Origin of the sequence: Sphingobacterium sp. WM (assembly GCF_029542465.1) — a bacterium.
GTDB lineage: Bacteria > Bacteroidota > Bacteroidia > Sphingobacteriales > Sphingobacteriaceae > Sphingobacterium > Sphingobacterium cellulitidis.
The window spans coordinates 2933911-2954226 of the sequence record NZ_CP120709.1 but is presented as its reverse complement, the minus strand read 5'-3'; the positions used below and the strand labels follow the sequence as shown (position 1 = coordinate 2954226).

Below are 20316 nucleotides of genomic sequence, written 5' to 3'. Positions count from 1 at the left end.
AATTTAATAAGGGCTATTTAATGTAATTATTACTTTTTTGTTAAAGTATAATCTTTATGCTTCTAACAATTGTTTTTCATATAAAGAAGCATATTCTCCATTGATGGCTAGCAGCTGTTCATGTGTGCCTTCTTCGATTATTTTACCATCTTCAAGGACTAAAATATGATCTGCATTTTTAATGGTAGAAATTCGATGAGCGATAATAATAGAGGTTCTTCCTGCCATGATTTTCCCTAGATTATGTAGGATCTCTTCCTCAGTTTTCGTATCTACCGCAGAAAGACAATCATCAAACATTAAAACTTTAGGATCTTTGACCAATGCCCTTGCAATCGACACTCTTTGTTTTTGACCACCTGAAAGTGTGATTCCGCGCTCGCCAATATGTGTTTCAAAGCCTTCATCAAAGCCGATAATATTTTCATATACCACAGCATCCTTAGCCGCTTGTTCAACTCTATCAATCTCAACTTGATCCAAGCCGAAGGCTATATTTCTAGCAATGGTATCCGAGAATAAAAAGACTTGTTGTGGTACAAATCCAAATTGTTCCCGAACAGATTTTAAATCATATTCCCGAATATTACGTTGGTCATATAAGATTTCACCTTGATCCGCATCAAACATACGCATCAGCAAATTAGCCAAGGTTGATTTTCCAGACCCTGTACGTCCTATAATAGCCATGGTCTTGCCTGCTGGAATATGAAAGCTGATATTATCAATAGCCTTGATCCCAGTTTCCGGATACGTGAATGAAACATTTCTCAACTGTATATCGCCTTTGATTTCGTGATCCAAGGTTCCACCTTTAATTTCAGAATGAGTATGTAGGAATTCGTTTATTCTTTTTTGTGATGCTGCCGCTCTTTGAACCAAGGAGGTTACCCAAGCTAAGGACATCGCCGGAAAGGTTAGTTGATTCACATAAATAATGAATTCCGCAATATTACCAGCAGTAATATTTCCAGCATTTACCTCTAATCCACCCACATAAACTGTTACAATGGTACTGAATCCAATTAAGAAGATAATCAATGGAAAGAAGATCGCTTGAACTTTTACCAGATTTAAATTGATATCCTTGTATCGATCGCTCTCTACCTTGAAATTCTCCATTTTATCCTGCTCTCGCGTATAGGTTTTGATCACCCGAATACCTGAAAAGGTTTCCTGTACAAAGGATGATAATTGCGATAACTGACGTTGAATGCGTTCACTTCTTCTATTGATGACCTTATTTACAAAAAGGATGATGACCGAGATAATAGGAATCGGTAGGAGGGAATAGGTCGCCAATGTAGCGTTTACATTATACATGGCGTAAATAATCATAATAGACAATACAATGGTATTAATCGCATACATGATTGCTGGGCCTAAGTAGTTTCGAACCTGATTGACATCCTCAGTTGCTCTATTCATCAAATCCCCAGTATTGTTCTTTCTATAAAATGAAAAATCCAACTGCTGATAATGCTGGTAAATTTCATTCTTAATATCGTATTCAATATGTCGGGAGGTAAGGATCAGGGTTTGTCGCATCATAAAGAGAAAAATTCCTCTTAATAAGGCGAGCACCAACACGACAATTCCGAAGAATAATAAGCTTTTACTGAATACCTCATAGATGATCGATTGGCGGTCGAATCCATCATATAATCTATATAAATCGATGTTTTCCTTGACCAGGTCAAAAGCTTCACGGATGACCTGTGCAGGAAGAATTCCGAAGTAATTTGATATGATTACGAATATCACACCTGGAATAATGCGCCAACGGTACTTATAGAAAAATTTATTGAGGTATGATAGTTCCTTCATTTGAACAAAAATAATGGATAATTTTCAATAAACTATGGAGTAAAGTTGTGATAATGTCAATAGTTTGCCTTTATTCGAATATTTTAAGCCTTTTCCTTAAAGAACTAAATAATTTACTAATTTTGTACCTGTTAAATTTTGTTTGTTTATGCAAAAAGATTCTACCTCCTTATTTGATTTGATGCGTGTTTCTGACCATCAAAATATCTTCATTTGTAATGATAAAGAAGTCGGCTTGAAGGCTATTGTAGCGATTCATGATACGACATTAGGTCCAGCAATCGGCGGTGTCCGGATGTTGCCTTATGCAACCGAAGCAGAAGCAATTGAAGATGCTTTGCGTCTTTCGAAAGCAATTACCTATAAAGCTTCCTTAGCTGGTCTTAACCTTGGTGGTGGTAGTGCAATTATCATAGGAAACAATAGAACTGAAAAATCTGAAGTTTTAATGCGTCGTTTCGGAAGATTCATCAATGGATTGAACGGAAACTTTATTGCATCGATTGATGTAGGTACTACGCAAAAAGACTTAGAATATATTCATGCTGAAACGGATTATGTTGCTGGCCTGCCAACTTCATTAAACGGTTCAGGTGATACAACGGTTTTCGCAGCCAAAGGTGTTTACTACGGTATCAAAGCCGCAATCAAAGAATTGTATGGCGATGATAACCTTGCTGGTAGAAAAATTGCCGTTCAAGGTGTGGGTAGCGTAGGGGAACATTTGGTATCCTTATTACGCGCTGAAAATGCAAGAGTATATGTTTCTGATATGACTGAGGAGCGAAAAATGAAAATCGCTGCCAAATACAAAGCAGAACCTATTACCTATTCGACAAGCTTTGAATTGGATGCTGACGTGTATGCACCATGTGCATTAGGTGGAACTGTAAATCCAGATACCGTACCTCGTATGCGTTGTAAAATTATCGCGGGTTCTGCAAACAACCAACTTTTGGAAGAAGAAAAAACTGTAGAGTTATTAAAGGAAAATAATATCCTTTATACCCCTGATTTTTTAATCAATGCTGGTGCTCTTATCAGTTGTTACTCTGAATTAGAAGGTTATGGTGCCGATCGTACAGATCATTTGATCCGTTACATCTACACTGCAACCAGACACGTGATTCAAAAATCAAAAGAAGAAAATATTTCAACTCATCAGGCCGCTAAAGAATTAGCTGAAAAGCGTATTGCGGACATGAAGAAATTAAAATAATATAGTATAATATCGTTCTTTATTAAATATTCGTTCTTTCATTAAATTATGCTAAATAGAAGACACCTTAGGGTAAAGGTCATGCAGACATTGTATGCCTACAGCTTGTCGGAAGACAAGAGCATTGTAAATTTTGAGAAAAGTCTGCTCAAAAGCGTTGAGGAAGTCGATGAAATGTATATCTGGACACTAAATCTTTTGGATGAAGTGGCAGAGTATGTTTTGATCGATGTGGAAGGTATTGCCAATAAGTGGATACCAACCGATAAGGATAAGACCTTTACTTCTACAAAATTAAATAGCAATACTTTTATCGACTCCTTGCGACAAAATCGTGAGTACCTGGAAAAAGTAAAACGCTATAACGTTGACTGGAATTATGATCCTGAAATCGTGCGTTCTATTTTCGCTCAATTAAAGGATTCTGAAGCCTATTTGGAATACCTAAATCTAGAAGACCGTTCTATTTCGGCAGAAAAGGATATCATTAAATATATCTTTAAAAAGATTATTCTGAAATCACCAGATATTGAACAAGCCTTGGATGAGCGTTTCATCAATTGGCAAGTCGATAAAGAAGTGTTACAGGCGATGATTGCCAAAACTTTCAAGAACTTCAGTTCTGAGGTGCCTGCAAAAAATAAATTAGCAGATTTGACCCCTAGTTGGATCGAAGACAAAGATTTCATCATCGACTTATTAAAGTTGACCATTAAATATGGGGAAGAATATCAGGATATGATTGCTGCTAAAACTAAAAACTGGGAATCGGACCGTATCGCCTTAGTGGATAATTTATTGATGCGTATGGCCATTACAGAATTGATTAATTTCCCTACTATTCCAGTGAAAGTTACAATTAACGAATACATTGAATTATCCAAATCTTTCAGTACCTTGAAAAGTAGTACCTTTATCAACGGTATCCTTGATAAGATCCTTGCGGATTTGAATGCGCAAAGAAGAATCAAAAAAGAGGGTAGAGGATTAATTGCATAATGAAATAAACATGAAAAAATTAATTTTATCTTTCGTTGCTGCAGCTGTTTTTATGAGCTCCTGTAATCAGGAAGCAAAAAAATCTGATGCTGATAATTCAGCTGAAGCATCTGCAAATGCAGCATCTGCGGAAGGATTTGATGGAATTGGGAAAATGGATTTTGAAAGTTCTGTTTATGATTTCGGAAAGATCAAGGAAGGTGAAGTGGTGAAACATGTTTTCAAGTTTGAAAACACAGGCACAAGTCCGGTTATTTTATCTCAGGTTTCAGCAAGTTGTGGTTGTACAACTCCAACATTTACAACTACACCTATTCTACCAGGAAAAACAGGCGAGATAGCTGTTGAATTTAATAGTGCCGGACAGATTGGATTGCAACAAAAAATTATTACGATTGCTTCAAATGCTGAATCCAATATTACGACTGTTCAACTAAAAGGTGAAGTTGAAGCAATTTAATAGCAAACTATAAATTATAATATACAGATGATTTCAACAATTTTATTACAATTAGGTGGAAGTGGCTTTGCACAGTTAATTCCTATGGTATTGATCATAGTGGTTTTCTATTTCTTTATGATTAGACCACAAATGAAAAAACAAAAGGAACACAAAAAATATATCGAAGAAATTGGCGTAAACTCTAGAATCGTTACTACTGCTGGTATCCATGGTCGTATCGTTGAAGTTAGCGACAAAACTTTTTTAGTTGATGTTGGTAACGGTGTTAAAATTCGCTTCGACAAAACTGCAATTTCTCTTGAAGCTTCTAAAGCATTGAATACTGAGAAAACTGCGTAAGCATTAAAACCATAAAAAAAGTCTGTTTGGAATTTCCAAACAGACTTTTTTTATTCCTTATAATTTCTTCCTATTCCCCATTCCACTTTCCTGTTATTTTCTAACCCCTCTTATCTCTACTGATCTTAAGTTTATTCATCCTTCTTTGGTTAAACCTTAAATAGTATTCTTTAGCACTAAAAATTCGATTCAAATAGCAGGTTTCTAGGGATTTTTCCCGGACCTTCTCCGGACCTTCTTCGGACATCCTTCGAAAATTTGCGGACAAGGTCCTGAGAATCTCAGAAGGAAGTGAGGCTGAAATGTGCTAGTATTTAGAATTAGCTTGGAACATGAATTGAATTAATATGAAATTTCATTGGATATCAGAATGGGAATTGATTTCTCTCCTAAGGAACCTATGGGAGAGGTGGAAGTCTTCCATAAAAAAATCTGATTGCTTTCTTCTGTAAACAGAATCAGCAACCAGATTATTACTAAACTATCAATTTTTAATATGGACTCTTTATTGCGGGAATTCTAAAATTCGAACTTCAGACATCTGGAAGTTACTACCGCCATTCAATTCTAACATAGAGAATTTATAGTAATTATAAACCTCCTTATTTGTAAATCTAAAGGTTCTTGATTGTCTTCTTTCGGTGAAGAATTCATTGGACCTTTCATCGACGGTCACCCAGGTTTTACCATCCAGGGATCCTTCTACTTTCCAGCGTTTTGGATCACGGTCTGGTGAGTCATTACCAGAAGTCATACTATATCCATTCACAATTTGTGGTGCATCAAACAAGAATTGCCAACTCATATTGCCACCCACACCACCAACAAATAATTTGGTTGTAATATCACCGTCAATCATCTTCTTAGAGCCTTCACCAGCATCTGGACCACCACTGTTCTCATGAGATACCGTGAATGTGTTTTGGAAGGTTGTAACATCCTTAATCAAGCCCAATTCGGCAACAAAAAGATCCAAGATGGCTGTTGATCCTTTCGATGTGGTCACCTTTAACTGAATTTCCTTAAAAGTGCCTGGCTCAAAAGTCAGATCAATGGTTTTATCCGTACTTATGACCGCCGATGTATTTTTGTACCCATCTCTCCATTCCGTTTTGGATACAGCCATATTCGTGGTAAAAGAAAGGTTCAATTTACCTGCCCCTAAGCTCTTGGTGTTCACCTTGATTAGGTTCGCCGCAGATATTCGGATAGTTTCCTCTCTTTGCGCCCAATATCCTTCGCCATTTAATGCTGTCATGGTAACCACAAAAGTTCCAGTTTTTAGAAACGTATGGGTGGGTGCAACCACTGAGGATGTACTATCATCCCCAAATGCCCAACGGGTTTCCTTAAAATTAGTGCCTTTGTTATCAAATTTATAAGTGAAAGGGTCATTGGCGCTGACCAAGGCATAATTAAATGATGCCGTTGGTTTTGGTTCTTTCTCGACAATTTCCGGAACCCCTTGTTCTTCTTTCTTACATGAACTGCTTATCAATCCTATGATTAAACAGATAAATGCATATTTCATTATTTTCATAATTCTGTAAATTGCTAGTTAAGGAATTCTAACCATTCTCCATTCTGCCATTTGGAATAAACTACTACTTCTAGTTCTTTCTATGTGCAGCTTAAATTGTTTGTAAGCTTTCGGGAACTCAATATTAAAGCGCTTAGTTTCTTTCCGACCATTGAATACCTCCGTACGGCGAACATCGATTGCCTCCCAGGTATTACCATCATTTGATCCATATAACACCCATTCTGCTGGGTCACGCTCTTGAGCATCATTACCTGATGTAAAGGTGTAAGCACCAATTTTCTGAGCTTCCGTATAAACTAGCTTTAATTCCAAATCAACGAAGTCAAACAATAAGAATTTAGAATCATAATTGTTGTCAATTAGTTTTAATGCATTTTCATTTTGGTTACCATTATCACGGCTATAACTGTAGACGCCATCATTGGTAACATCGACTTCTACCACATTTTCAGAATCAATCAAAAAGATACCATAGCTTTTCTCTGGGTTGATTACATGTAGGGTAGAGGAAGTTAACTCCACCATGACAGCTAATTTTTTATCCAGATTCGCACTGATAACCGACCAGGGTACTGTCAATTCAAGTCCTGCATTTTTTGCATTACTTGGAAACTGTACTTTTGAAGCGATTGTATATTGGTCTGGATTTAAACCAATGGTGTTTGCAGGAAGTGTCCCGGCTTTGATTAATTGGGCGATTGTATCCGTTGAGGTTCCGATATCTACTGAAAATGCAGATCCCGGGAAACTCGCCAAGCTGACTCCAATAGGGATCGTCAATCCCGAAGATGAACTTTCATAGTTCATTTGGTTCTTCGCAACCAAAACTTCTCCAGCACCATTCGTTAAGGAAAGAAAGTGAATATCAGATTGGGTTATTAAATCATTTACCTTTAAGATCAATACGCCGATCGCATTGTTTTTATCAATGTTATTTCCTTTTCCCGCATTTGTAATGCTGTAACCAATTACAATATTCTTTCCAAAGTATTTTTCAACTTCGGTGCGTGTTATGGTTAAACTGAATACTGTAGAGTCAGCTCCAAAATTTACCTTGGTACTGTTTGGCAGGAAAATAGACTCTGCTCTGATAGCGACATAATTACTGCCCAAGTTTTTGGATTTAATATGATCAGCAGCGGCTTTTTGATTGACTGCCAAATTAACTTCAAATGCTTTGGAAGCAGGAGTACTGAGCTTAATGCTCACAGGAACCGTGATTTGCTCATTGGTCTTGGTGATTCCCCCAGCAATATCCCCAGAACCAACCGTGGTCGAGGAGCCTGGTTTGATGGCGAAATCTTCCAATGCCGTATCCTTACAACCCCAAATAATGGAGAAGAGTAGGATAGGTAGGAATATATTTTTGAATAATTTCAACATGGTTTTCATAATCTAAAGGTTTATTTATCAATCCACACTCGACCATCTAATCCCCAGCTCAACTGTCTCGGAACTTTTAACCAGCTAATGATTTGGGTAGCAACATCAATGTTTCTAGGAACCAAAGCACTCAGGGTTTCTGCAGACGGTGCACAGATGAAATCATTCAAATTGGTGATCGGATAATTTCCGTGAGTTTTCATATGTGAACCAAATGGGCCTTCATCCAAAAGAACAGAACCATCGGTGGAGTTCATTGGCCAATAACCAGCTAGGAAATTAATATTCGGGTGATTCGATTCTACTCCGACTTCACAGCTATACTGTTTAATGGTTTGAGGTGAGAGAGCTTCTTTCCAAATTTTTACATCCGCTAGGTAAGCATCAGAACGCCATCCTTCACGTGTTTCTAGGAATCCGATTCTTAATTTAGCTTCTGAAGTGATGGATCCCCAGCCAGTAATTTCCGCCTCTTTTGATAATTCCCCATTGGTGTATAATCTTACCGTTCTCTTACCATCTACGGTTTGACCGGTTACTGCAATAGAGTTCCAAGTACCACGGTTCAAGTTCTTATCTGCTTTCACTTCTCCGGTACCTTTATCTCCACGCGCATTGAAAATCCATGATTCACCAGAAAGGTGAATTACCCAACCGATACCAGTTGGATCTTCGCCCCAACCACCTTGCCAATGTTTTCTCTTTCCGATAATGGAAGGATACCAAAAGGCGTAGTTGTTGTCGCGACCTTTATTCTTTTTGATTTTTAGCTCAATGGTGAAATCCTTATTGTCCAGATTGAAGATGCTGTTATCACCAGAATCCAATTGGGCATAGTTTTCAGCATTAAAGCGCATGAAATCCCCGATAAATTTATTTCCAATAAATGGTTTACCCACAAATTTGGTACTGAATTTAGGGGAGTAAATTACTGTAAAAGTATTTACAGCAGCATTACTAAAAATGGTATTATCATTTTGCGCAGGAGGGATTTCATATTCTCCACCTTGACTGGAGGTAATTACGACCATCCAGTTTTCCTTTGCATAACTAGGTCGAGCTTCCAAAGCTTTGATCATTTGCCCAACCTGAGCATCAAACTTCTCGATAGCTGCTTTATAGGCAGGCTTTGAAACATCATATCCTGCGGATTTGCCAGCAGCATCAACAGCGGAGAAATGTCCTGTAATAAGTGATAACTTTTCATCTTTCAGGTCGTTGATTACTTTAGTTGTTACATCATCATCATTTTGAGCTGTTAGAGCTTTGGTATTTGCGCCAAAATATTTAAGGAATGTTGCATTCGAACTTATGGTACTCATTTTTATTGAGTCATTTGTTGCATCCTTAATGCGTTGTGCCAATAGGGGATACGCATCGAATTTATTGTTTTCAATAGTATTATCCCTAACTCCATGCTTGCTAAAGTTAACACCGGTGAATAAATTTGACCAATTGGAATAAATTCCAGCGGCATTTTCTTCACTTAGCGATACCCATGAATAGATAGAATGGGGAATAAGTGCATTGATATTGGGAATATTGGAAGTTCGAACGGATTCCCCGCGAGCACCATCCACAATCAATAATAATACTTTTGGAGTTCCATAGATAACATCTATGGAATCATTATTATTTTCTGGGATCACCTTAGAAAATTCCTCCTGACAGGAAGTAATAGTAGTAAGGCCCAGAATCATCAGCATGAATGCTGATATGGAGTTTAAAATACGTTTCTTCATAATTAGGAGTTTATTCAATTGTAATTCTTGTTATACCACGGGCATCGACATTGTCAAATTTCGAGAAGCCACCCAATAACAATAAAGCTCTTTTACCATCATCAGATTTTGTTTCAATAACTTTACTAATATAACCTTGCACCAAACCTGAATTGTTCATGCCTTTTACCAGGTCTCCTTTACTGTCCAAAATCATAAATCCAGATCTTGCAATTCCATTGTACTCTTTAAAGCCTCCGGAAACAACGATTAAGCCATCATCCAATTGTTTGGCATAACCGGCACTGCCCGTTCCAAAACTTTTTACTTTAAAAGTATTATCAATAGACCCATTGGAATTCAAAAGGATTAAATACGGAGAGTTCACATTATTAAACATTTTAAAGCCACCTGTTAAGACATATTTGCCTGTTTTATCATTATAGGTTACATTACTAACAGTGAAGTTTGCACCTGTACCGATATTAAATGTTTTATCTACGGTTCCATCTTCATTCAGACGGACAATATTCCCTGCGGCTTGCCCATCAAAGTTGCTGAATTTACCATAAACGACAGTTTTACCCTTTAAGGCACCTGTTTCATGGTAGTATGCATTGACAAATCCATTTGCCCCAGACAAGGCTTTATTTCCAGAGAACCTAAAGGTTTTATCCAGGGTTCCATCCAGATTCAAAAGAGCCACAGAACGAATCTCGGTACTATCCAAAATAACAGAGTCACGTGTTTCCATATAATTTGGTTTACCATAAATCCGGTGAATATGGAATCTGAAATCTCCGACAGCTAATATTTTTCCTCTATGTTGGAAAATTCTGGAAACAGCTTGGTTGAAGCCACCATTGAATTTAGGATAGTATTTTAGGGTATCCGGTAAATGCGGAGGTCTAAATGGTTTAACTTCCATCGTATCGATCTGACCGTTTAAATTAATCCTGGTTAGATTGGAGATATTGTCGGTCCTTTGGTCGAAACCAGAAAAATTACCAGCAATATAATAAGCATTCTGAATTTGAATAATAGAATTTAACGATCCATTAGATCCATTTCCGACTCTAAAACTTGCGTCATATTCTCCATTTCTAAAGGTTCTAACAATACGATTATTTGGTTTGATATTACCTTTGTTTTCATAATTCGAGAAATCGCCCACCAAGACTCTTTTGTCCTCAATGGTTGTTAGGATATCAGCAATATAGCTACTACCACCAGAAACACCATATTTCGCTTGCCAGGTAGGGTCTAATTGAACCTTGCCAAGAACAGTGAAGTTCGGACCATAGAAGACAATGTCATCTATCAGAATGGTTGTTTTTCCTGTACTTGCGAATTCAGGAACTTTAACCGTAATTTCTCCATCGGTAATGGAAACAATTTCTGCTTTTTGACCATTGAAGGTGAAAATTGCTTTCTCCTTATAGTTTGTCAATCCAGTGACCTTAAATTTTACCAGGGTACCTGGTCCACCAGTTTCAGGAGCAGGTTTCTGTGTACTTTCAATAACAATTCCCAAAGGTTCTTTTCCTTGTTGATAAGGGTCAGAATGGAATTCAACATCTTTGGAACATGAGAATAATCCAAAGAAGCTGATTGAAAGCATATAATATATTAATTTCTTTATCATAATTTTAGCGTTTACTTTGAACAACATCTGATATAAAATCCATTGAAAGTATATCCAATCCGAAATAAGCCTTCGTATAATCAAGTACATGAATTACACCATTTTTTGGTTGTATATCCGAAGTTGAAACCGGGTAGGAAAGGAAAGCAGTTGGATTTGATTCATTTTGAATATAGGATAATTGCAACTGCCTGTAACCTTTATATTTCAATCTTGAAACCACTGTGGACCCATTCATCTGAACGATATCGTTAAATACCACTCCAATGTTGCACACAGAACCTTCCAAAGAGATATAGTTTTGTCCAGGATAAGTACTCAATAAGTCCACATCTATTTGAGGATAATCCGCCAATTTATTTTTACCATTGAACATATGTCTCAAGAGGTATTTTCTCCAAATTTCCCCATCCACATCGGCCAAGGTTTTTATGGTATCCAATCCATTCGAAAATAAGGTTGGATTAAGTTGGTTTCGGACTAAACCTTTAATATCTGGATCAGCAGGGGCAAAGAAGGTAAATTCTTTTTCCTGAAAATCTTTTTCAAGTCCGGCTAATTTGATGATTTCGACAATGGTGTCAAAAAGAACAGGTTTTGTTTCCAGATATTGTATGATACTACCATCGAACTCTGCCTTCGCTAAGCCTCCATCTTCATAATAATCATCTTTACTGCACGCACTCAGGAATAGGATTCCAAAAAAGAACAGTGCAATGTATTGAGGTTTAAATAATCTTTTCATAATTAACGTCCAATTGTTGTCCAGTATTCATTCAGTTTCATATTCGGGTTATTGTTCATGGCCGAAGGATCAATTGGCCAGGTCCAACCTCCACGGTTGTATTGGTCAAGTGTTAATGGACTCATGGTCCATTCTGCACTCATTAATCTTCTGGTCCGAATCAAATCAAAATAACGATGACCTTCTCCTATTAATTCTCTTTCTCTTTCTAGGAAAATAAAGTCTTTCAGGGCTCCGCCGCCACCGCCACTATAGCGGGTAGCTTGGGCTCTATCACGGACCATATTTACGGCAGCAATAGCCTCGTTATTTTTACCTAATTCAGCACATGCCTCCGCATATAATAGAATGGCATCCGCATATCGGAAGATACTAAAAGTATTGTCCGGGTTTTTGTCCTCATTACCTGAGGCATAAACGTTTGTACCAAATTTACGAAGGACGAAACGGCCATTATCCGAAGTAATATCTTCAAACCACATTTCCCTACGTTTATCAGCATCGCCTTCAGGGAAAATTTGATTCATATAGGTAGAGATAAAGAAACAGTGACTTAACTGATTCGTGTATCTCGGGAATTTATATGGCCAACGAAGAAAGTGATCCCAAAATGGTGCTAAGGGTTCAACAAAATCACCATAGTTAATACTTTTGTAGAATTCAAAAAGAGACTCCTCACTTCTACCTTTGGTTACAACCGCCCAGTTTTGGTCCGTAAAAGGAGCAATAAGTTTATGTTGCTTACTGTCGATCAACTGTTTGCCCAAATTTGCTGCTTCATTAAGGTATTTATTTTTATTACCTGGGTCAAAGCTTGAATTCCACATATTCATATGCATCAATAAGGCTATAATCGCCCCTTTTGCAGGTCTAGCGCCTCTTAAACCTGGATCATTTAATGACCATGGCATTAAATCTTTTTGCGGAGTTAATTCGGCAATACACTTATTTAATACCGAAACCATGTTTTCACGAGCTAAAGGTTCGGTATGATAAGGATCGGTGTAGTATGGGACATCCCCAAATAGGCGTACCATCCAGAAGTAGGTGAAACAACGCAAGAATTTTGCTTCCGCAATATATCTAGCTTGGTCTGAGCCTGTAACCCCAGGGATTCCTTCCTCTAGTTTTCCGATCAGGATATTTGCACTTTGTATAACCTGGTAATATTTTGTCCAATTTGAAATCACATGTAATTTATACCAATCAAATTGGGAAGAGTACATTGCTGCTGGCAATTGGTTCTTACCTAATACTTCAATTACCTTCCGTTGACTGTAACTATTGGCGCCTTCAGATACAAATATCTCACCTGAACGGGCTTCACCAATTGCGCCCATTACCCAGGTTTCATTGATTTTCTCGAAGAATTTGGCATACATAAATGCAAAATTGGACTCGACATCCTTTTGCGACAAGTAATAGTTATTTCCTGTTAGACGGTCAATTGGTTCTACGGTCAAGTAATTCTTACAACCAGAAGAGCTGAATCCAAGAGCTATACCTAGACCAATTACTGCTAATTTATTTTTTATCAAGTTTTTCATAATTTTTAGAATGAAATATTGAAACCTAAGGTATATGTTCTCGGTACTGGGTATCCATTGGATGCATCGCGTCCTAGACTCGTCACGTTCTCAGGGTTTGGACCTGAATAACTTGAAAAGGTGTAAACGTTATCCATTGATGCGTAAATACGGAATCTATCTAAGCGGTATCTTCTTAAGAAGTCCATGTCGAATACGTAAGCCACGATAATATTGTTGATCTTAAAGTAACTTCCGTTTTCTTCCCAAAGAGTTTGGTCATAGCGGAACGGCTGTACACTGTTATTTCTCGAGAAATCATAAGGATAAGGGTATTTTGCAATATCCCCATCTTTCATCCAAATACTAATGTTTTCGATCGGCACAATCGCTTGCGAACCAAAAGGATCTCTAAATAGATCCATGCGTTGCGCACGAGCATAATTTAGGATTGTTCTTTTAGCCGTATAGGAGGCATAAACCGAAAATTGGAAATTTTTATAATTCAAGGTGTTTTGCATACCACCAGTCCAAAGCGGTTGAGTATTACCTGCACGTGTATAATCGCGATTATCTAAAATATAATCTCCATTTCTATCCACGAAAATTGGATCTCCGGCTTGGAAGAAGGTACCATCTGCAGTGCGGTATCTCAATCCAGTAGCTGGATCGATTGGCACATCTGCATCAGTCGCATAAACCCCTACGTTTTGTAATAAATAATTCGAAAGGGCAGAGGTTCCAACACGATTTACCATATGCAATCTATCAGCATTCCCATCCCATTTGATATATTGACCACGGAAGTTGTCCGGAAGTAATAATAATACATCTCGGTTATAAGCTCCATTCAAGGAGAATGTCCAGCTAAATGGGCTCGATGCAGATAAAGGACGAACATTGATGGCAAGCTCATGACCATAATTGGCTACCCCGGCATCATTGGAATATAACTTATCAAATCCGGTTGAATTCGTTAAGAAGGATTCAAATAGCAGATTATCCACCTTTTTGTAATAGGTGTCATAGACTAGATCTACTTTATTATTGAACAAGTTCAAGTCCAAACCAGCATTATACTGCATGGAGGTCGTAGGTTTCAAGCTTGGATTCGGGATAAAGGAATAGTTAATACCAATACCTTGCGTTTGGTTATAGAGACCTGAAATATCATATCGTCCATAGATACGCTCCAAGGTACTCGTAGGCATTACATTGACCCCCCAAGTAAAACGTAAAGATGCCAAATTGATCCAAGGAATCGATTTAATCCATTCTTCATGATGCGCATTCCAACGGAAACCAACTGCTGGATTTTTAGTGTAAAGATTTTCAAAACCATTTGCGGAAGAACCATCAATACGATAGGATAAATCCACAATATAACGGGATTTATAACTGTACGAGGTAGCTAATGCAAAGGATAATGCTTTTTCATTTCTGAAATTGGATAATACACCACCACCTCTGGAGAAATAACCATCATAGCCAAGAGGCCCTTCAAACTGATCATTTGGAGTTCTTGCTTGTTTTGTAATGGTGTTCTGACGTTGGTTATGTCTTACCTCATTGAATAGGTTAATAAAGATATTATGATCTTCATTGATATCCTTTGTGTAGTTTATGATATTTCTATTATATAAGTTCGATTCCCGTCCAGCAAAAGAGTAGACTTCTGAGAATTGGCCAGCAGCAGCGGCTGGAGTAAATTTGTCTTCGTTATTAGAAGCAAACTCATAACTCATGGCGGACTGAATTCTTAATCCCGGGAATACTTCGAATTTTCCTTCCACATACGGACGGATCAACTTGGAGCTGTTATCGTTCTTGGTCCGAATCGCAGAAATATAACCTGCATCTGCTGAGAAGAATCCTGGTGGCGGTAATAAGGTTGAGTTCATACCACCGGTTGAAACTCCCGTTTGTAAGATCCCTGTACCATCACCTTTATTTTGCTTACCTAACTGAGCAAATACCTGACCTGTAAAATCAAATCTTTTATTAGGTCTGTAATCCATTCTTAAGTTGGATGAATACCTGTTGAATCCTGTGTTTTTAATAACCCCAGTTTCACCATAATATCCAATATTGGCTTTATAGGAAAGGACTTCATTTCCACCATCTAAACTTACGTTATGATTTTGGTTGAATGTATTTTGATAATAGAGCGCTTGCCAGTTTGTGGAGTTATTGTAAAATGCATTCAAACTATCTGCAAGCATTGGTGTTTCCATAATCTTATCCAATTCCCCTTGCGTTATTGCATTATTGATAATTTGCCACATCTTTAATTGGCGTTCCAGATTTCCTCCCAATGTTTCTCTTAATTTAGGAGGAGTCTTCATAAATGTACTTTGGGTATAATTAATTCGAGGAACTGGCGAATTACCACGTTTGGTCGTAATAATGATTACCCCATAGGCACCTTGGGATCCATATAAGGAAGTTGCTTGGGCATCTTTTAAGATTTCGATGCTTTCCACATCTTCAGGTGGAATCAATGATAAAGGAGAAATACCTGGACCTTGTTGTTGAAGACCAAATTCTGACGCTCTATCGGCATCCATAGGCACCCCATCAATCACATACAGGGGAGAGGTAGGCATTAAGATAGACTCGCTACCCGACCCGGTTGTGGAAAGGGTTGAAAGACCACGGATTTGGGTTGACCCTCTAAAACCAGGAGCACCTGTATTTACTTGCACGTTAAGTCCCGGTACTTTTCCTTGCATTAATTGCTCAAGGTTGGCTGCAGGTACGTCACGGATATCTTTTTGACCCAATGAGGCAGATGCACCGGTACTGGTTTCTTTTTTACGAGCTACATATCCACGGACAACCACTTCTTCCACTTGATCTTCAGTTGAGCTCAATTGAACGGTTAAAGTAGTCTGATTTGCCTTTACGGTTACTCTTCTCTGGTTAAAACCTACCGCCTTAAAGACTAAGGTGGTATTGGCAGGTACGCTTAATGCGAAACTACCGTTGTCAGAGGATGCGGTAATAGCACGATTAGTTGCAGCATTTAAAATAGTTGCCCCAGCGATTCCATTATTGGACTCGTCAACTACACGCCCACGAATAGCTTGATTCTGGGCATAAGCAATTTGAAGGGTAAAAATGCTTAAGATTAGTATAATTAGTTTTTGAAATTTCATAAGGCTTAAGTTTATTCATCCTCAAATTTTGGGTTCTCATTGCGGAAATGGAATACAATTTCCCAGTCTCCTTTTTTATAAATCCGGAAATTCAGACCAAATGACCCTATAGTTCTGCCACCACCGAAACCAATTCTGGAATAAGCAAAGTTGACATTGGCCGTTCCGCCATTGGCGTAATCGGTTTTATAATTGGTTAATGGAATCGGATAGGCCACATCATATTGGATATACTCTGGATTTTCTACCTTATTGAATCCATGTACCAACATATCCCATTTGGTTTCATTGAATTTTTTAGGATTGATGAACTTACCATCTGCTCCCATAAATTTGAAGCGTAAGCTATTTCCTTTACCACCTGTAAATGGACGAATATAAACCACCACATCTTTTTGGATGTTATTATTTACCAAATTCAATTGGGTTCTTTCACCAACAACGTTACTCAAGTAACTCGGGATAATATAATCCTGTCTGGTGGTATCTTTCGGTCTTTGGGGATCGGGAGCTTTGCCACCTGTATATGGATTAATATCCGTGGAAGGATAATAAGGGATTTCACGCCAAGGAATAAGTTGGAAATCCTTGATTATCTGGGTTCCACCGGAGTTTTTAACTTTCAGGTCAAAAAAGCGGATATCCTGAGTTTTTATAACCGTATCCACAGGTCTTGGTTTCAAGATGGCATTGGTTGCTGAAGCCCACAGTATAAAACGACCATTGCTGTCAACTTCAAATATCGGTTTTTCAACAAGTCTTCTTTTGGCTTCAATTTCTGCTAATGATTTTTCCAAACCATCATATTCCTGAATCCATTCGTAGGTTTGAGCTTTAGTAAATATATCGGTTACAGGACGTCCATCACCATACCTTGCATTGACAATTTCAAAGGTCATAGGTAGGGTAGAGTTGTCCTCCACTAAGGAGGTAAATACCGAGGTTCGTCCTAATGTAGGTTCAAGAACCTTTATTAAGTAATTTACATTTTCACTGATAAAGTCTCTGTCTTCTGGGAGGCCATACATGTCAGAGCATGCGGAAAATATGCCAAAGCTTCCAACAAAGACGCAGAATATTCGGATTTTATTCGAGATTTTCATAATTAGTCTTTTCAGGTCCATTAATTAGTTTACAGTTCCTTTGTTCACACTCCAATCTGCAAGTTGGAAATCTCCTCCAGAGCGATTCTTCTGAACATTCAGCCTATAGAATTTATATGCTGTGGTATTGTTGATCCAGAATACGCGTTGTTGGAATCTAGAAGTAAATTCTTCACCAGACTTAGAGTCTAAAGTTACCCAGTTACTACCATCTTGAGATGCTTGTAGGGTCCAGTCCATAGGGTCACGATTTGGAATATCATTCGCTGAGGTTAGGGTATAGGCATTTGCCGCAGTAGCTTCATTCAATTCTACCTGCATCCAAACCCCACCGAAGCTATTCAGGAAGAATTTTGTTTCTCTGTTGCCATCAAATACATATTTGGAGGCTTCAACAGCGTCCGGACCGCCACCGGTTTCGCGGGATACCGAGAATTTACCACCTACAGTTACAAATAAGTTTGGTGGAGGTGGAATATATGTCAATCGCGTTACGAAGTCATTAAACCCAAATACGTGGTTTGAGGAAATGACATGAATCATTCCGTTCTTTGCCTCGATATTAATGGATGCTGTAGTTGCAGTAACCCAGTTTCTGGTAAATTGACTGTTTTTTGTGTCTGAATACTCAATTACTTTAGGGCCTCCATCTTCAAAGCCTGAAGACGTTGCTGTTTTTAATTTAGCATTCATCACTCTTTTGTATTTATAATCCTGTAATTGGATTCCATCTTTTAATTTCATGGAATCTGCGGGAAATAGCCCTTTGATAATATATTGAGCCATCATGGTATCTAAATGCTTTAGATCCACATTAGCTAGATATTCCAGAGGTTTATCAGATTCTTTACGCGTATTATTCAGGTTTTCAATGGCTAATTGAAAACTTTGATTAGTAGGGGCAAAGAAGGTGATTTTATCATTGCCACTTAGGACCGTGTTCATTTTGGTACGGTTTAATACCTGTAATAATGAGTCAAATACACCAGGTTTACTTTGAAGATACTCCAATACAGTACCATCATATGTAACCTTTTTTACGACTTCATTATAATACCCTTTATCTTTGGCGCATCCGCTAACCAAAATCAAAGAGAGTACACTAAAAAATAAATGTTTGACTTTCATGGTTATACGGTTTATTTCCAATATTCATTTTGGGTTAATAATTTGTTCTGGGATAGGACATCATTAGACAATGGCCAATAAATTCCTTTCTCTCGGATAAGTTTGCTGAGGTCAGAATTATCATTCAAGATTTTATATTGTCGGACCATATCATACCATCGATGACCTTCACCCATTAATTCCCGGTTTCTTTCCTGGAAGATTGCATCGATCAATTCTCCATTTCTAGCCGCGGAATAATTATTCAATCCTCTTCTTTCGCGAATCGTATTTAGAAGCTCGATTGCTCCGGCTTGTTCACCAATTACCGCTAATGCTTCAGCACGAAGAAGGTACATGTCTTCTAATCGAGTGATGATAGTCGCACTTCCATAAAACCTGAAGGTAGGATCTGTCGTTCCACCCATAATAACTTTGATCTTGCTGAAAATTGGATACTGTCCATTGAAATTTCTGAAATAAACTTCCGTTACTGCATTACCAAGGGTATCAGCAGAAAAGCGTTCGTCGGTAGATTCGTTGAAAATCGAAAGGATTTTGTCCTTTGTCATATACATATCCGGGATACTTTTGTTAACAACTGGTGCTGCTAAAGTAAGTTCCTCGATGTGTCCAGTAAATGAACCTTCCACATGATTGTAAATATGTCCAAATCCTAATAACTGATTAGAGTTCTTATCATTGAAGAAGCCATTTGGATTAGTAAGGTCAGCAGTAGAAAGTAAGGATAAGCTACCTTTTTGTTGGTTGTCGATTACGAATTTAGCGTAAGCTGCAGCATCTGGATAATTACTTTGCCAAGCAGCTACATGTGCAAGAATTGCATAAGCAGTTGTTTTACGGGCTAAAGCACCACGCCATCTGGCATTTGCTTCATTATAATAATTCCCTTGCTGTTGTTCATCACCAGCGCTATATACAAAAGGTAGATCTGCAGCAGCGGCGATCAATTCCTGTTCTACGAAAGCTAATACTTTACTTTGATCTTCACGAGGTTGATCGGTAAATGAGCCTTCTTTAGAAGAAACGATCAAAGGCACATCTCCCCAAAGTCTAACCATATAGAAATAAGCGAAAGCACGTAGGAAACGAGCTTGAGCCACATCGACCTGCATGTTATTATTGGTATAACGTTCATCTTGATCCTTTACTTCCTGAATACGCTCAAGGAAAATATTTGCAGAATTGATGATTGCATACCATCGTCTCCAGCTTTTCAAGTCGTTCATTGCACCGAAAGATGCATTCAGGTCATTTTTAGCAATAGATTTTAAATCTTGACGAATAGGAATAGTGAATTCACCAGAACGAACATCACCATACAACCAATGAGCGTTGTTATCATTGAGCGCTGCTTTGGTCAAGCCATAAATTCCCATCAAGGCACCTCTGGAATCCTCCAAAGAACGCCACATATTTTCTTCTGAAACCAATCGAGTAGAGTTGATATCCAGCATTTTTTTGCAGGACACAAAAACTTGACTCAATACGATTAAAATGATTAATATTCTTTTCAT

Annotated in this window: 15 protein-coding genes; 4 read left to right on the top strand and 11 right to left on the bottom strand. The window is 38.0% G+C overall.

All coding sequences use genetic code 11. The annotated features are described in order from the left end of the window. Positions 1-54 precede the first annotated feature (54 nt). A complete protein-coding gene (locus PZ892_RS12665) occupies positions 55-1827 on the bottom strand; it encodes an ABC transporter ATP-binding protein (protein ID WP_094279967.1) in 1773 nt (590 codons plus the stop codon). Between the two features lie 148 nt (positions 1828-1975). Between PZ892_RS12665 and PZ892_RS12660 the strand changes: the two genes are divergently transcribed. Genes PZ892_RS12660 through yajC form a run of 4 tightly spaced genes read left to right on the top strand, consistent with a single transcriptional unit; the run spans position 1976 to position 4847 of the window. Then, positions 1976-3046 (top strand): Glu/Leu/Phe/Val dehydrogenase dimerization domain-containing protein, encoded by a 1071-nt coding sequence (locus PZ892_RS12660; RefSeq protein ID WP_094279968.1) that lies wholly within the window; start codon positions 1976-1978, stop codon positions 3044-3046. Positions 3047-3094: 48 nt separating this feature from the next. Then, positions 3095-4045 carry a transcription antitermination factor NusB gene (gene nusB / locus PZ892_RS12655; RefSeq protein ID WP_169715150.1) on the top strand — a complete coding sequence of 317 codons (951 nt, stop codon included), beginning with the start codon at positions 3095-3097 and terminating at the stop codon, positions 4043-4045. A 10-nt stretch (positions 4046-4055) separates the two neighbouring features. After that, positions 4056-4505, top strand: a complete 450-nt coding sequence (locus PZ892_RS12650) for a DUF1573 domain-containing protein (RefSeq protein WP_094279969.1) — start codon at positions 4056-4058, stop codon at positions 4503-4505. Positions 4506-4532: 27 nt separating this feature from the next. After that, complete coding sequence (yajC, locus tag PZ892_RS12645; protein WP_094279970.1) at positions 4533-4847, top strand: preprotein translocase subunit YajC; 315 nt, start codon at positions 4533-4535, stop codon at positions 4845-4847. A gap of 505 nt (positions 4848-5352) precedes the next feature. Here yajC and PZ892_RS12640 read toward each other — a convergent pair. Genes PZ892_RS12640 through PZ892_RS12595 form a run of 10 tightly spaced genes read right to left on the bottom strand, consistent with a single transcriptional unit; the run spans position 5353 to position 20316 of the window. After that, positions 5353-6387, bottom strand: coding sequence for a PKD domain-containing protein (locus tag PZ892_RS12640; RefSeq protein ID WP_094279971.1), 1035 nt, complete (start codon positions 6385-6387; stop codon positions 5353-5355). Between the two features lie 18 nt (positions 6388-6405). Beyond that, positions 6406-7782 (bottom strand): DUF1735 domain-containing protein, encoded by a 1377-nt coding sequence (locus PZ892_RS12635; protein WP_094256028.1) that lies wholly within the window; start codon positions 7780-7782, stop codon positions 6406-6408. Between the two features lie 11 nt (positions 7783-7793). Continuing rightward, positions 7794-9515 carry an alkaline phosphatase family protein gene (locus PZ892_RS12630; protein ID WP_094279972.1) on the bottom strand — a complete coding sequence of 574 codons (1722 nt, stop codon included), beginning with the start codon at positions 9513-9515 and terminating at the stop codon, positions 7794-7796. Positions 9516-9525: 10 nt separating this feature from the next. Further along, positions 9526-11139, bottom strand: a complete 1614-nt coding sequence (locus tag PZ892_RS12625; RefSeq protein ID WP_179221411.1) for a DUF5008 domain-containing protein — start codon at positions 11137-11139, stop codon at positions 9526-9528. 4 nt (positions 11140-11143) lie between these two features. Next, positions 11144-11884: a fasciclin domain-containing protein gene (locus PZ892_RS12620; RefSeq protein ID WP_094256025.1), complete on the bottom strand. Its 741-nt coding sequence runs from the start codon at positions 11882-11884 to the stop codon at positions 11144-11146. A 2-nt stretch (positions 11885-11886) separates the two neighbouring features. Beyond that, entirely contained in the window at positions 11887-13431 is a 1545-nt protein-coding gene (locus PZ892_RS12615) for a RagB/SusD family nutrient uptake outer membrane protein (protein ID WP_094256024.1), read from the bottom strand. Positions 13432-13436: 5 nt separating this feature from the next. After that, a complete protein-coding gene (locus tag PZ892_RS12610; protein ID WP_094256023.1) occupies positions 13437-16568 on the bottom strand; it encodes a SusC/RagA family TonB-linked outer membrane protein in 3132 nt (1043 codons plus the stop codon). Positions 16569-16579: 11 nt separating this feature from the next. Then, positions 16580-17671, bottom strand: coding sequence for a DUF5007 domain-containing protein (locus tag PZ892_RS12605; protein WP_256962478.1), 1092 nt, complete (start codon positions 17669-17671; stop codon positions 16580-16582). Positions 17672-17695: 24 nt separating this feature from the next. Further along, the gene (locus PZ892_RS12600; protein ID WP_094279975.1) at positions 17696-18799 is read right to left on the bottom strand and encodes a fasciclin domain-containing protein; all 1104 of its coding nucleotides are present in this window, start codon (positions 18797-18799) and stop codon (positions 17696-17698) included. An 11-nt stretch (positions 18800-18810) separates the two neighbouring features. Next, a complete protein-coding gene (locus PZ892_RS12595; RefSeq protein WP_169715148.1) occupies positions 18811-20316 on the bottom strand; it encodes a RagB/SusD family nutrient uptake outer membrane protein in 1506 nt (501 codons plus the stop codon).

What these genes read in the sequence shown, in the direction of transcription:
- PZ892_RS12665 (WP_094279967.1), bottom strand. Translation starts at nt 1,827, where the DNA reads ATGAAGGAACTATCATACCTCAATAAATTTTTCTATAAGTACCGTTGG.
- PZ892_RS12660 (WP_094279968.1), top strand. Translation starts at nt 1,976, where the DNA reads ATGCAAAAAGATTCTACCTCCTTATTTGATTTGATGCGTGTTTCTGAC.
- nusB (WP_169715150.1), top strand. Translation starts at nt 3,095, where the DNA reads ATGCTAAATAGAAGACACCTTAGGGTAAAGGTCATGCAGACATTGTAT.
- PZ892_RS12650 (WP_094279969.1), top strand. Translation starts at nt 4,056, where the DNA reads ATGAAAAAATTAATTTTATCTTTCGTTGCTGCAGCTGTTTTTATGAGC.
- yajC (WP_094279970.1), top strand. Translation starts at nt 4,533, where the DNA reads ATGATTTCAACAATTTTATTACAATTAGGTGGAAGTGGCTTTGCACAG.
- PZ892_RS12640 (WP_094279971.1), bottom strand. Translation starts at nt 6,387, where the DNA reads ATGAAAATAATGAAATATGCATTTATCTGTTTAATCATAGGATTGATA.
- PZ892_RS12635 (WP_094256028.1), bottom strand. Translation starts at nt 7,782, where the DNA reads ATGAAAACCATGTTGAAATTATTCAAAAATATATTCCTACCTATCCTA.
- PZ892_RS12630 (WP_094279972.1), bottom strand. Translation starts at nt 9,515, where the DNA reads ATGAAGAAACGTATTTTAAACTCCATATCAGCATTCATGCTGATGATT.
- PZ892_RS12625 (WP_179221411.1), bottom strand. Translation starts at nt 11,139, where the DNA reads ATGATAAAGAAATTAATATATTATATGCTTTCAATCAGCTTCTTTGGA.
- PZ892_RS12620 (WP_094256025.1), bottom strand. Translation starts at nt 11,884, where the DNA reads ATGAAAAGATTATTTAAACCTCAATACATTGCACTGTTCTTTTTTGGA.
- PZ892_RS12615 (WP_094256024.1), bottom strand. Translation starts at nt 13,431, where the DNA reads ATGAAAAACTTGATAAAAAATAAATTAGCAGTAATTGGTCTAGGTATA.
- PZ892_RS12610 (WP_094256023.1), bottom strand. Translation starts at nt 16,568, where the DNA reads ATGAAATTTCAAAAACTAATTATACTAATCTTAAGCATTTTTACCCTT.
- PZ892_RS12605 (WP_256962478.1), bottom strand. Translation starts at nt 17,671, where the DNA reads ATGAAAATCTCGAATAAAATCCGAATATTCTGCGTCTTTGTTGGAAGC.
- PZ892_RS12600 (WP_094279975.1), bottom strand. Translation starts at nt 18,799, where the DNA reads ATGAAAGTCAAACATTTATTTTTTAGTGTACTCTCTTTGATTTTGGTT.
- PZ892_RS12595 (WP_169715148.1), bottom strand. Translation starts at nt 20,316, where the DNA reads ATGAAAAGAATATTAATCATTTTAATCGTATTGAGTCAAGTTTTTGTG.